This is a genomic window from Dietzia sp. Cai40 (assembly GCF_014145165.1).
Classification (GTDB): domain Bacteria; phylum Actinomycetota; class Actinomycetes; order Mycobacteriales; family Mycobacteriaceae; genus Dietzia; species Dietzia natronolimnaea.
Genome location: NZ_JAALEB010000052.1, coordinates 1 through 12707 on the forward strand (window position 1 = coordinate 1; position 12707 = coordinate 12707).

Consider the following 12707-nt stretch of genomic DNA (forward strand, 5'->3'; position numbering starts at 1 on the left):
TCGAGGGCGTCGGCGTCACGGCCCGGCGCGGCATGACCCGCCGGTTCGCGCCTGCCGGTGTAGAGGGCGGCCACGTGCAGGGGCTGCTCCGGCAGCGAGGCCGTCAGCGAGTCCCTCTCCTGCGGCGTCGGCTCGCGGTCGACGGGCAGCATCCCGACCGCCCCGGTGGTGGGGGTGCGGAAGGAGACCTGCGCGACCGAGAACAGCGACAGGTCGCGGGTGCCGCGGGTGAGATTGCGCCGGGCGATCTCCACCAGCGACGGCAGGAGCGTGGTGGCGAGATGCCCCTTCTCGCTCTCCAGGGGGTTGACCACGGACATCGTCCTGCGCCGCTCGTCGTCGTCGTCCAGTCCCATGGCGTCGAACACCGACGGATCACAGAACGGCGAGGTGAGAACCTCGACGTGCCCGGCCGCCGCCAGGGCGTGGCCGACCGCGCGACGCCCGCGCTGGAACGCGGTCAGCCCGCGGCCGGCCGGCGCCGTCGGCAGCACCGACGGGATGTTCTCCAACCCCTCGAGGCGGAGGACCTCCTCCACCAGGTCCGCGGGCAGCGTGAGGTCCGGTCGCCAGGTCGGCGGGGTGACCGCGAGCAGCACCTCGTCGTCCCCGGTGACCGTGCACCCGACCTGCTCCAGGCGGTGGCGCGCGGTGCCGGTCGGGTAGTCCACGCCGGCGACGCGGGAGGGCCTGCCCTCATCGAACGCGATGGTCGGCATGACGGGGGCGGAACCGATGTCGGTGAGCGAGGCCTCGACCGTTCCGCCGGTGATCCCGGCGAGCAGAGTCGCCGCCCGGTCCAGTGCGGCGATCGTGGCCGCGGCGTCGACACCACGCTCGTACCGCTTGCCCGCCTCACTGGGGAGCTTGTGACGGCGGATCGTCCGGAACACCGCGAGGGTGTCCCACACGGCGGCCTCGAGGAGGACGTCCGTGGTCTGCCCGGACACCTCCGTGCTCGCGCCGCCCATGACACCCGCCAGTGAGATCGGCCCGCGATCGTCGCAGATCACCACGTCCTCGGGGTCCAGCGTCCGCTCGACGTCGTCGAGGGTCGTGAGCACCTCCCCGGACCGCGCCCGGCGGACGACGAGACCGCCCTCGAGCGTCGCGGCATCGAACGCGTGCATCGGGTGCCCGAGCTCGAGCATGACGTAGTTGGTCACGTCGACCGCCGGCGAGATCGGGCGCACGCCCGACAGCAGCAGCCGCCTGGCCATCCACCACGGTGTCCGCGCGGTGGGGTCCACTCCGGTGACCCGGCGCAGGGCGAACCGGCGGGCGCCGGACTCCTCCGTCACCTCGAGCGGCCAGGTCTCGCCCTCGGACCCGAGGCCCTGTTCGACGGCGGGATCGGCGAAGTCCAGGCCGAATCCACACGCGAGTTCGCGGGCCAGGCCGCGCGCCGACAGGCAGTACCCGCGGTCCGGGGTGACGTTGAGCTCGATGACGGTGTCGGGTCCCGCCGCCCCGGCGTCGAGGACCGGCCCGGCCGGGTCGCCGGGCTCCGCAGTGCCCTCGGCCAGGACGATGATGCCGCTGTGGTCGGATCCGATCCCCAGCTCGGACGCCGAGCAGATCATGCCCTCACTGGGCTTGCCGTACGTCTTCCGCCTGCCGATCTCGAACCCACCGGGAAGGACGGTTCCGGGCAGCGCGACGACCACCAGGTCGCCCGCCTCGAAGTTCCGCGCCCCGCAGACGATCTGCTGCGGTTCGCCGGCACCCACGTCGACCAGGCAGAAGCGGATGGGTTTCTTGAACCCCTCGAGCTCCTCGATACTGCTGACCCGACCGATCGTGAGCGGTCCCGAGATCTCGGGCAACTGCTCCGGCTCGCCCTCGACCTCGAGGCCGACGCGCACGAACCCCGCGTCGAGCTCGGCCGGGGTCACCGACCAACCGTCGTTGGCCCGCTGCAGGATCTCGGTCAGCCAGGACTGCGCAATTCGCACTGTGGGGGTCCTTGTTCTTCTCGGGTGGAAGGGGCGGTGGGTCAGGCGCGGATGCCGAAGGGCAGCGAGAACCGCACGTCCCCCTCGACCATGTCCCGCATGTCGGACAGTCCGTTGCGGAACTGCAGGGTGCGCTCGAGGCCCATGCCGAACGCGAACCCCGAGTAGACCTCCGGGTCGATGCCGCAGGCGGTCAGCACGTTGGGGTGGACCATCCCGCACCCGCCCCACTCGACCCAGCCCGCGCCCCCCTTCTTCCGCGGGAACCACACGTCGACCTCGGCAGAGGGCTCCGTGAAGGGGAAGTAGTTGGGCCGCATCCGGGTACGGGTCTCCGGTCCGAAGAGCGCGCGGGCGAAGGCGTCGAGCGCACCGCGCAGGTGCGCCATGGTCAGCCCCTTGTCGATCGCCAACCCCTCCACCTGGTGGAACACCGGGGTGTGGGTGGCGTCGAGCTCGTCCGTGCGGAACGTCCGACCGGGGCAGGCCACGTAGATCGGCGGCTCCCGATCGAGCATCGTCCGGATCTGCACGGGCGAGGTGTGGGTGCGCAGCACCTGGCGGCTGCCCTCGGGAGCGATGTGGAAGGTGTCCTGCAGGGTGCGCGCGGGGTGGTCCGGGAGGAAGTTCAGGGCGTCGAAGTTGTAGTGCTCCGCCTCGACCTCCGGGCCCTCGGTGATCTCCCACCCCATCGCCACGAACACGTCCGCGACCTGCTCGGTGATGATCGTGATGGGGTGCTGGGCGCCCACCGGAGCCCGACCCGACGGCACGGTCAGGTCCAGGGTCTCGGCCACGAGGACGGCGGCGTCACGCTCCGCCTGCAGCTCGGCGAGGCGGGCGTCATAGGCCTGCTGGACCCTGCCCCGCGCCACGTTGACGGCCTTTCCGGCGGAGGCCTTCTGCTCCTTGGGCAGCGACCCGAGGGTCCGGCGTCCCAGCGCGATCGGGCTGCGGTCGCCCAGGTGGGCGGTCTTGGCTGCGGCCAGGGCGTCCAGGTCCGTGGCGGCGGCGAACGCCGCCTCGGCCTCCGCCGCGTACCCGGCCAGCGACTCCTCGTCGATCCGCACCTCGACAGCGCTCGTGTCTTCGCTCACCTGTGCTCTCGTCCTCCCCGTCACGGCGATCTCCGGCGACCGCCGGCGGCATCCCGCAACAGACTAGTCGATCGGGATCGGACCCCCCGGCCCACCTGCGCGTACCCCCTCGCCGCGAGGGGTCACCCGCTAACGCACCTCGTGAACGGCCCCGGAGTCCACCACGAGCTCGCGGGTCCCCCGGAAACCCTGGCGCATCCGCCGGTCGTGGGTCACCAGCAGGACCGTGCCGTCGAAGGCCTCCACGGCCTGCTCGAGCTGCTCGATCGCGGGTAGGTCCAGGTGGTTGGTGGGCTCGTCCAGCACGAGCAGGTTGACGCCGCGCTGCTGGAGCAGGGCCAGCGCCGCCCTGGTCCGCTCCCCCGGGGACAGGGACGCGCACGACCGGGCGACGTGCTCGCCGCCCAGTCCGAACTTGGCCAGCACCGTCCGACCCTCGGTGGGGTCCAGACCCGCCGGGTCCGCGGCCACGCAGAACGTGTCCAGCAGGGGCCCCGGGCCACCGAACTCCGCGCGGGCCTGGTCGACGCGACCCGCCGCGACGCCGGCTCCCGTGCTCACCCGCCCGGTGTCCGGGAGCCGATCTCCCGCGAGCAGGCCCAGCAGCGTGGATTTGCCGGACCCGTTGGCGCCGGAGATCAGCACCCGGTCCCCCGAGTCGATCTGCAGGGTCACCGGACCGAGCGCGAAGTCTCCGCGGCGGACGACGGCCTCGGACAGCACGGCCACGACCGACCCCGACCGGGGCGCGGTCGCGATCTCCATCTGCAGCTGCCACTCCTTGCGCGGTTCGGACACCACGTCGAGCCGCTCCATCGCACGCTCGGTCTGGGAGATCTTGGCGGCCTGCTTCTCCGACCGCTGGCCGGCCCGGTTGCGGATGTGCTTGTCCTTCTCGGCATCCTTGCCGCCCGACTTGCGCATGGTGTTGCGGACGCCCTTGTCGAGCCACGTCTTCTGGGTCTGCATGCGGTCCTTGAGCTGACCGACCCGGCCCGCGTACTCCTCGTATGCCTCGCGCGCCCGCTGCCGCGCCAGCGCGCGCTCGGCGAGATACGACTCGTATCCTCCGTCGAACACCGTGATCTGCCGCTGGGCCGAGTCGAGCTCGACGATCCCGGTCACACACCTGGCCAGGAACTCACGGTCGTGGCTGACCACCACCATCGGACGCCGCTCGGTCCGCATGAAGTCCTCCAACACCGCGAGCCCCGCCAGGTCGAGGTCGTTGGTCGGCTCGTCCAACAGCAGGATCTCGTACTGGCTGAGCAGCACGGCGGCGAGGGTGACACGGGCGGCCTGGCCGCCCGAGAGCGCCGACATCGGCAGACCCAGAACGGCGACGTCCAATCCGAGCCGGGCGGCGGTCACCGGGATCCGCTCGTCCAGGTCTCCACCGCCGAGGGCCAACCATCGCTCGAGGGCGTCGCCGTAGGCGTCGGCGGCCGAGTCCGAGTCCGCCATCTGCAGCGCGAGCGCGTCCATGTGCGCCTGCGCGTCGGCGACCCCGGTGGCGCGGTGCAGGAAGTCGCGCACCTCCTCGTCGTCGTGGCGCTCCACCTCCTGACGGAGGAACCCCACCGTCGCGTGCGGTGGGCTGACGGTGACCGTCCCCGACATCTCGGCGTCGGGCGCGCCGGCGAGGGCGTGGAGCAGAGTCGATTTGCCGGCGCCGTTGGGTCCGGTGAGCCCCCAGACGTCACCCTCGGCGACGACGAGGTCGAGACCGGCGAACAGGGTCCGCGCACCTCGTGAGGCTCCCAGGCCGCGGGCGGTGAGGGTGGCGGTCACGAGGCGGCGGCCTGCAGGCGCGCGCTGGTGTGGAGGCAGATCGAGGCAGCGGTGACGATGTTCAGGCTCTCGGCCCGCCCGCGGAGGGGGATGCGCACGCGGACGTCGGCAGCGTCGGCCAGCGCGTCGGGGACGCCGTGCGCCTCGTTTCCGAAGACCCACGCGGTCGGCCGGGACAGCACGTCGTCGGCGTGTTCGATGTCCACCTCACCGTCGCCGGTGGCCACCGCGACCTGGAGGCCCAACCGGTGGGCGCGGTCGACCAGGTCCGTCTCGGCGATCCCGCGCACCACGGGGAGATGGAAGAGGCTGCCGGCGGAGGCGCGGACCGCCTTGGTGTTCTCCGGATCCACCGCGCCCCCGGTGAGCCACACGGCGTCGGCGCCGAGTGCGTCCGAGACGCGGATGAGGGTGCCGACGTTCCCCGGTTCGGCCAGCGCCTGGCCCACCGCGACGAGGCGCACAGACCCCTCGTCCGGGTCCCCGGGGCCGCGGACGACCGACCGGCACAGCGCCACGATGCCCGTGGGCGAGACGGTGTCCGACAGCGCCCTGATCGCACGGTCGGTCACCACGGAGACGGTGACCCCGGATGCCGATGCGGTGGTCACGAGGGTGGCGAACCGGTCGAGCGAGTCCGCGCCGCAGAACACCTCGATCGCCGCCCCGGTCGTCAGGGCCGACTCGACCGAGTTGGCCCCCTCCGCGAGGAAGCGCCCGGCCTTGCGTCGGGCGGCCGCGCGGTGGAGCTTGGATGCGGAAACGACCCGCGGTGTCCGTTCGGTGAACGGATCCGCGGGTCGTCCGGTGCCCTCCCCGGGCAGGGTGCTGTGCGTCACATTCGCAGACGTCAGGCAGCCGGCGCGTTGACGTCGGCCGGCAGGGCCTTGCGCGCGACCTCGATGAGCGCCGTGAAGGCGGCCGGGTCGGTGACGGCCAGGTCGGCGAGCACCTTGCGGTCCACCTCGACGCCCGCGAGCTTGAGGCCCTGGACGAAGCGGTTGTAGGTCATGTCGTTGGCGCGGGCCGCCGCGTTGATGCGGGTGATCCACAGCTTCCGGAAGTCGCCCTTGCGCGCGCGACGGTCACGGTAGCTGTAGGTCATCGAGTGGAGCATCTGCTCCTTGGCCTTGCGGTACAGCCGCGAACGCTGCCCGCGGTAGCCCTTGGTGGACTCGAGTACGGTCCTACGCTTCTTCTGGGCGTTGACTGCCCTCTTCACGCGTGCCACTGGTCAATCCTCACTGATCTGGGTGGTCACCTCACGGCGACCGGAAGTACTACGTATGGGAGAGGGCTCAGAGCCCGAGGAGCCGCTTGATGCGGGGGACGTCGGCCGGGGCGACGTCCGTGCGACCGTCGAGACGACGGGTGCGCTTGGTGGGCTTCTTCTCCATGATGTGGCGGCGGTTGGCCTGCTGGCGCACGAGCTTGCCCGTCCCGGTCTTCCGGAAACGCTTGGCGGTGCCCTTGTGGGTCTTCATCTTCGGCATGATCGGTCTTCCTCACATGGTTCGTCCCGGAGACCGGCGGGGTCTCGGGTGAGCGGACGACGTGCGTCCGGTGGTCGGTGTGGTGCCGGAGTCCTACTCCGAGGCGGGGTCGGTGACCTTCGACTCCTGCGCCTTGACCCGGGTCTTGGCGCCCTTGTGGGGGGCGACGACCATGGTCATGTTACGGCCGTCCTGCTTGGCACTGGTCTCGACGTATCCGTACTCGGTGATGTCGTCCGCCAGGCGCTGGAGCAGCCGGTACCCGAGCTCGGGGCGGGACTGCTCGCGACCGCGGAACATGATCGTCACCTTGACCTTGGAGCCCTTCTCGAGGAAACGGACGACGTTCCCCTTCTTGGTCTCGTAGTCATGGGTGTCGATCTTGGGCCGGAGCTTCTGCTCCTTGACCACGGTCTGCTGCTGGTTCTTCCGCGACTCGCGCTCTTTCTGCGCCGCCTCGTACTTGAACTTTCCGTAGTCCATGATCTTGCAGACCGGCGGGCGCGCGGTGGGCGCGACCTCGACGAGGTCCAGATCGGCCTCCAGGGCCAGACGAAGTGCGTCCTCGACGCGAACGATCCCCACCTGCTCGCCCCCGGGGCCGACGAGTCGGACTTCGGGGACACGGATTCGTTCGTTGATACGTGCTTCGGCGCTGATGGGCCCTCCTCGGTAGATGGTGCTCTGTCCGCGACCGCTGGCGCGGTCGCGCATCCGCCCTCGAGGTACCCACGGCACCACCGGACACACCGGCGATACCGAGAAGGCCCCACGGCACGGATACCGGGGGCCTCTCACTCCTCACCCGTCGACGAGACGTCTCCGCGATACGCTCGCAGACCCCTCGTCGGGGGTGGTGACCATCAAACAACCCGGGGCGTCGGATGGTGGGAGATCGGACTCCTCTTGGACGTCGGAACCCACCACTAAGCGGGTTCCCACAGTCGGAGCAGAACTCTACCAGGATTCCCGGGGACCCCCAAACCGGTCCGACCGCCCGTAGTCGACCGGCCCGTGGGACAGTGTTCGGCATGAACACCGACCACCCCGCGTCCACAGATCCCGCCGCCGACGCGACCGCAGAGAGTTCTCTCGAGGACCATCTCGACGCCCGCGAGGTCGAGATCGTCGAACTCGCCGACGTCCCCGCCCAGGAGATCATCTTCCGCTCGATCGTCGTGCTGATGAGCGCCGCGGCGGAGAAGCTGGGGCTGTCCGACGACGACCCGACCGCGAGCCCGCATCTCGACCTCGACGAATCGCGCAAGCTGATCACCTCGCTCGCCGGACTCGTGACCGGGTCCGCCGAGTACCTCGGGCCGCAGGCCAGCGTGGTGCGGGATGGTCTCCAGGGGTTGCAGCGCGCGTTCCGCGAGGCCAGCGCGTTCCCCGACGAGCCCGGCGAGGGTCCTGGCGAGAAGTTCACCGGCCCCGTCTACTGACCCCCGACTGCCCGACGCCGGGGTACGCGACGCCACGGTCGCACCCTCCGGCGTCGGGTCAGCGCAGGGCCCGTGCCTTGCGTGCCGCCTTGGCCGCGGTCTTGTCCGACGCCGTCTTCCTCGCGGGCGCCTTCTTCGCGGGCGCCTTCGTGGCCGCGGCCTTGCTCGCCGCCGCCTTCTTGGCGGGCGCACCATCGACCGACGCCGGGACGGTCCGGGATCCCTCCGGGCCCTCCTGCGTGACCGGGAGGACCTGCGCGAGGAAGCGACCGGTGTGACTCTCCGGCACCGCCGCGACCTGTTCGGGGGTGCCCTCGGCCACGACGACGCCACCGCCGGCGCCACCCTCGGGCCCCATGTCGATCACCCAGTCGGCGCTCTTGATCACGTCGAGGTTGTGTTCGATCACGATGACGGTGTTGCCCTTGTCGACCAGCCCCTGGATCACCAGGAGGAGCTTGGTGATGTCCTCGAAGTGCAGACCCGTGGTGGGCTCGTCGAGGATGTAGACGGTCCGTCCACTCGACCGCTTCTGCAGCTCGGCCGCGAGTTTGACCCGCTGCGCCTCACCGCCGGACAGCGTGGGTGCCGACTGGCCCAGACGCACGTACCCCAGGCCGACCTGCGAGAGGGTCTTGAGGTACCGGTGGATCGAGGTGATCGGCTCGAAGAACTCGCACGCCTCCTCGATGGGCATGTCGAGCACCTCGGCGATGGTCTTGCCCTTGTAGTGCACCTCGAGGGTCTCGCGGTTGTACCGGGCGCCGTGACACACCTCGCACGGGACGTAGACGTCCGGCAGGAAGTTCATCTCGATCTTGAGCGTGCCGTCCCCCTGACACGCCTCGCAACGGCCGCCCTTGACGTTGAACGAGAACCGCCCCTGCTTGTAGCCCCGGACCTTGGCCTCGGTGGTCGCCGCGAACAACGTCCGGATCTTGTCGAACACCCCGGTGTACGTGGCCGGGTTGGACCGCGGGGTGCGACCGATCGGTGACTGGTCCACCTGGACCAGCTTGTCGAACGACTCCACCCCGTCGATGCGGGAGTGCCGTCCGGGAACCTGGCGCGCCCGGTTGAGCTGGTTGGCCAGCGAGGTGGCGAGGATGTCGTTGACGAGCGTGGACTTGCCCGAGCCGGACACGCCGGTGACGGCACACAGCACACCGCCCGGGAACACCACGTCGACGTTCTTGAGATTGTTCTCGCGTGCCCCGCGCACGTGGAGGACCTTCTCCGGGTTCAGTCCACGCCGCGTGTCGGGCACCGCGATCGACCGCCGCCCCGCCAGGTAGTCACCCGTGAGCGACTCCTCGCTGGCCAGCAGCCCCTCGTAGTCCCCGGAGTGCACCACCCGTCCGCCGTGTTCGCCGGCCAGGGGTCCGATGTCCACGATCCAGTCCGCCGCGCGGATGGTGTCCTCGTCGTGCTCCACCACGAGCAGCGTGTTCCCCAGGTCCCTCAGCCGGACGAGAGTGTCGATCAGGCGACGGTTATCCCGCTGGTGCAGACCGATGGACGGCTCGTCGAGCACGTAGAGCACGCCGGCGAGACCGGACCCGATCTGGGTGGCCAACCGGATGCGCTGGGCCTCCCCGCCGGACAGGCTGCCCGCCACCCGGTCCAGGGACAGGTAGTCCAGTCCCACGTCGAGGAGGAAACCCATGCGGGCCTGGATCTCCTTGAGGACCCGGCCGGCGATCATCGCCTGGCGGGAGTCCAGTTCGAGGCCGTCCAGGAACTCGGCGCAGTCCGCGACCGACATCCGGGAGATGTCGGCGATCGACCGGTCACGCCCGCCGGGGCCGGTCATCGTGACGGCGAGGATCTCCGGCTTGAGACGGGTCCCCTCACAGGCGGGGCACGGCACCTCCCGCATGTACCCCTGGTAGCGCTCCTTCTGCGACTCCGACTCCGTCTGCTCCAGTCGGCGTTTGAGGAACGACATGACGCCCTCGAACTTGGCGTCGTAGGTCCGGACCCGGCCGTAGCGGTTCTTGTACCGCACCCGGACCTTCGTCGACGCCCCTCCGAGCACCGCCTTGCGCACCTTGGCGGGCAGGTCCTGCCAGGGGGTGCGCAGGTCGAAGCCCAGGTCGTCGGCCAGTCCCGAGAGCAACTGCTGGAAGTAGTCGGCGCTCTGGCCCCCCGACCACGGGGCGATCGCGCCGTCCGCCAACGACCGCTCGGGATCGGGTATCACCAGGTCGGGGTCCACCTCGAGGTGCGAGCCGAGCCCGTCGCAGACCGGGCAGGCGCCATAGGGGGAGTTGAAGGAGAACGCGCGGGGTTCCAGGTCGTCGAGCCCGATCGGGTGGCCGTTGGGGCAGGCCATGTGCTCGGAGAACCGGCGCCGCCGGCCGGGGTCGGCCTCGTCGAGGTCAACGTAGTCGATGACGATCACCCCGTCCGCCAGTCCCAGCGCGGTCTCGACGGAATCGGTGAGCCGCTGGCGGGAGGACGGTTTGGCGGCGAGGCGGTCCACGACCACCTCGATGTCGTGCTTCTCCTGCTTCTTGAGCGTCGGCGGCTCCGCGAGGGTGTGGAGTTCTCCGTCCACCCGCACGCGGTTGTACCCGTCGGCCGCGAGTTGGGCGAAGAGGTCGACGAACTCGCCCTTGCGGGTGCGCACGACCGGCGCCAGCACCTGGAACCTGGCGCCCTCCTCCCCCTCGAGGATCTGGTCGACGATCTGCTGAGGGGTCTGACGCGAGATCACCTCCCCGCACGTCGGACAGTGCGGAACACCCGCCCGCGCGTAGAGCAGACGCAGGTAGTCGTAGACCTCAGTGATGGTGCCCACCGTCGACCGGGGGTTCCGGTTGGTGGACTTCTGGTCGATCGACACCGCCGGGGAGAGTCCCTCGATGAAGTCGACGTCCGGCTTGTCCATCTGACCGAGGAACATGCGCGCGTAGGAGGAGAGGGATTCGACGTACCGACGCTGCCCCTCGGCGAAGATGGTGTCGAAGGCCAACGAGGACTTGCCGGAGCCCGACAAACCCGTGAAGACGATCAGGGAGTCGCGCGGGACGTCGATGTCCACGCCCTTGAGGTTGTGTTCCCGTGCGCCGCGGACGACCAGACGGTCCACCATGGGTACTCCTTCCGAGGGGGATGTCGCCACGGACCCGTGGCGGTGGCCGTGCGCGCCGCATGGCCGCCGTCCCGCAGACGAAGGTACCAACGAACCCCGACACGCTTACCACCACGAACCGCCGTCGCCGCCAGTAGCCTGCAATTATGTCGAATCCCACCGAGTCCGTCCCCGAGCACATCACCCTCACCGAGGGCTACTCCGGCCGCCTGGGTGGCCGCCTGACCGGTGAGCGCTGGACCGTCGGCCCGGCCCGGTTGTCCAAGATCTCCGTCGGGGAGATGGACAACAACGTCTACGTGATCGAGTCCGTCTCGACGGGCGCGGCACTCCTCGTCGACGCCGCGAACGACGCCCCCCAGCTCATCGCGCACCTGCAGGCGCACGCCCCCGGGGTGAGAGAGGTGGTCACGACCCACCTGCACGCCGACCACTGGATCGGCCTGTCGGAGACCGTCGAGGCCCTCGGCCTCACCACCATCGCCTCACCCGGTGACGCCGGGGACATCCACGTACCGACCGACCGCCACGTCTCCCACGGTGACGAGCTCGTCGTGGGGGACCTGCGCCTCGGGGTGATCGGCCTGCGGGGTCACACCCCGGACGGCATCGGGCTCCTCCTCCGCACCGAGGAGGGGACCCACCTGTTCCCCGGGGACTCCCTCTTCCCCGGCGGACCGGGCAAGACGGGCACCCGGGAGCAGTTCGACACCCTCATGGACGACCTCGAGTCCCGGGTCTTCGCCGTGCTCGAGGACGACGTGGTGGTCCACCCCGGGCACGGGGACGACACCACGCTCGGGGCCGAGCGTCCGAACCTCGGCACGTGGCGAGAGCGCGGCTGGTGACGCCCGACGGCACCGACCGACCGGCCGATCAGAATCGTTATCCGGCCCCCGTCACAGCTGATCGTCCCAGCGCATCACGCAGGTCCGTAGGGTCCGTGGCGGGGGACGATCCTCCGACCGGAGGCGCCGGGCCGGGGTTTTCACTAGGTTCGACCACGCATCCCAATTCCCAGGAGGAACGATGATCCGACGACTCGCACGACCCATGCTCGCCACGGTGTTCGTCATCGACGGCGTGGAGACGCTACGCAATCCGCAGGCCCATGTGGCCAAGGCGGCCCCGCTCGTGGACAAGGCCGCACCCCTGGTGGAGAAGGGCGAGCAGGCCGTCAACGAGCACGTGACGACCTCCGTGCCGCCGGTCACCAAGGACACCGAGACCCTGGTCAAGGCTCTCGCGGGAGTCAAGGTCGGTGCCGGTGTGCTGTTCGCGCTCGGCAAGGCCCCCCGCCTGTCGGCCCTCGCCCTCACGGCGTCGCACCTGCCCACGACCGTCACCCGCAACGACTTCTAGGCGGAGTCCGACCCCGCCGCCAAGAGACGCAAGACCACCGGTCTGGCGACCGACGTCGCCCTGCTCGGTGCGCTCCTGCTCGCATCGGTCGACACCGCCGGCCAGCCGGGCCTGACGTGGCGTGCCCGCAAGGCCGGGGACAAGGTCTCGGCCAAGCTGCCCGGGGCCAAGGCCGAGTCCGTGGCCGCCGGCGCCGCCATCGCGGGGGTCGCCCACAACGTGGCCGACCACGCCCGCGGTGTCGCCGACTCCGTGAAGGACAAGGCCCCCGAGGTCGCGGACACCGTCCGCGAGAAGGCCCCCGAGGTCGCAGACCAGGTCCGTGGTCAGGCGTCCGGCGTCGCGGACGTGGTCCGGGCGAAGGCCCCGGAGGTCGCCGAGCTCCTCCGTGAGCGGACCGCGGCGGCACGCAAGCAGGCCGCCCCGATCGCCGCCCAGGTGAGGGACCAGGCCGGCGTCGCCGCCCACGT

At 70.5% G+C, this 12707-nt stretch carries 11 protein-coding genes and 1 pseudogene; 4 read left to right on the forward strand and 8 right to left on the reverse strand.

Features of this window, described 5'->3' with window-relative positions; translation table 11 throughout:
• The 7 genes from pheT to infC form a co-directional block, all read right to left on the reverse strand.
• Positions 1 to 1955, reverse strand: a 1955-nt coding sequence (gene pheT, locus G6022_RS02400; protein ID WP_182690971.1) for a phenylalanine--tRNA ligase subunit beta, incomplete at its 3' end; no start/stop codon positions are given.
• Between the two features lie 41 nt (positions 1956 to 1996).
• The gene (pheS, locus tag G6022_RS02405; RefSeq protein WP_095717213.1) at positions 1997 to 3052 is read right to left on the reverse strand and encodes a phenylalanine--tRNA ligase subunit alpha; all 1056 of its coding nucleotides are present in this window, start codon (positions 3050 to 3052) and stop codon (positions 1997 to 1999) included.
• Positions 3053 to 3181: 129 nt separating this feature from the next.
• The gene (locus tag G6022_RS02410) at positions 3182 to 4843 is read right to left on the reverse strand and encodes an ATP-binding cassette domain-containing protein (protein WP_182690972.1); all 1662 of its coding nucleotides are present in this window, start codon (positions 4841 to 4843) and stop codon (positions 3182 to 3184) included.
• A complete protein-coding gene (locus tag G6022_RS02415) occupies positions 4840 to 5682 on the reverse strand; it encodes an RNA methyltransferase (RefSeq protein ID WP_182639924.1) in 843 nt (280 codons plus the stop codon). Before G6022_RS02415 ends, G6022_RS02410 begins: the two co-directional genes overlap by 4 nt.
• A gap of 11 nt (positions 5683 to 5693) precedes the next feature.
• Positions 5694 to 6074, reverse strand: a complete 381-nt coding sequence (gene rplT, locus G6022_RS02420; protein WP_095717216.1) for a 50S ribosomal protein L20 — start codon at positions 6072 to 6074, stop codon at positions 5694 to 5696.
• A 67-nt stretch (positions 6075 to 6141) separates the two neighbouring features.
• Positions 6142 to 6336 (reverse strand): 50S ribosomal protein L35, encoded by a 195-nt coding sequence (gene rpmI / locus G6022_RS02425; RefSeq protein ID WP_007630819.1) that lies wholly within the window; start codon positions 6334 to 6336, stop codon positions 6142 to 6144.
• Between the two features lie 93 nt (positions 6337 to 6429).
• Positions 6430 to 7050 (reverse strand): translation initiation factor IF-3, encoded by a 621-nt coding sequence (gene infC, locus G6022_RS02430; protein WP_095717217.1) that lies wholly within the window; start codon positions 7048 to 7050, stop codon positions 6430 to 6432.
• A gap of 317 nt (positions 7051 to 7367) precedes the next feature.
• Between infC and G6022_RS02435 the strand changes: the two genes are divergently transcribed.
• Complete coding sequence (locus G6022_RS02435; protein ID WP_095717218.1) at positions 7368 to 7778, forward strand: DUF1844 domain-containing protein; 411 nt, start codon at positions 7368 to 7370, stop codon at positions 7776 to 7778.
• Positions 7779 to 7836: 58 nt separating this feature from the next.
• On the opposite strand, the gene uvrA is transcribed toward G6022_RS02435, so the two are convergent.
• Positions 7837 to 10875, reverse strand: a complete 3039-nt coding sequence (uvrA, locus tag G6022_RS02440) for an excinuclease ABC subunit UvrA (protein WP_182639923.1) — start codon at positions 10873 to 10875, stop codon at positions 7837 to 7839.
• A 146-nt stretch (positions 10876 to 11021) separates the two neighbouring features.
• On the opposite strand from uvrA, the gene G6022_RS02445 reads away from it, so the two are divergent.
• The 3 genes and pseudogenes from G6022_RS02445 to G6022_RS16755 all read left to right on the forward strand — a co-directional run.
• Positions 11022 to 11723: an MBL fold metallo-hydrolase gene (locus G6022_RS02445; RefSeq protein WP_095717220.1), complete on the forward strand. Its 702-nt coding sequence runs from the start codon at positions 11022 to 11024 to the stop codon at positions 11721 to 11723.
• A 181-nt stretch (positions 11724 to 11904) separates the two neighbouring features.
• The gene (locus tag G6022_RS16750) at positions 11905 to 12237 is read left to right on the forward strand and encodes a DoxX family membrane protein (protein WP_241731006.1); all 333 of its coding nucleotides are present in this window, start codon (positions 11905 to 11907) and stop codon (positions 12235 to 12237) included.
• A 180-nt stretch (positions 12238 to 12417) separates the two neighbouring features.
• A pseudogene (locus G6022_RS16755) lies at positions 12418 to 12707 on the forward strand (hypothetical protein); the annotation flags it as partial.

What these genes read in the sequence shown, in the direction of transcription:
- infC (WP_095717217.1), bottom strand. Translation starts at nt 7,050, where the DNA reads ATGCGCGACCGCGCCAGCGGTCGCGGACAGAGCACCATCTACCGAGGA.
- uvrA (WP_182639923.1), bottom strand. Translation starts at nt 10,875, where the DNA reads ATGGTGGACCGTCTGGTCGTCCGCGGCGCACGGGAACACAACCTCAAG.
- G6022_RS16750 (WP_241731006.1), top strand. Translation starts at nt 11,905, where the DNA reads ATGATCCGACGACTCGCACGACCCATGCTCGCCACGGTGTTCGTCATC.
- G6022_RS02435 (WP_095717218.1), top strand. Translation starts at nt 7,368, where the DNA reads ATGAACACCGACCACCCCGCGTCCACAGATCCCGCCGCCGACGCGACC.
- rpmI (WP_007630819.1), bottom strand. Translation starts at nt 6,336, where the DNA reads ATGCCGAAGATGAAGACCCACAAGGGCACCGCCAAGCGTTTCCGGAAG.
- G6022_RS02445 (WP_095717220.1), top strand. Translation starts at nt 11,022, where the DNA reads ATGTCGAATCCCACCGAGTCCGTCCCCGAGCACATCACCCTCACCGAG.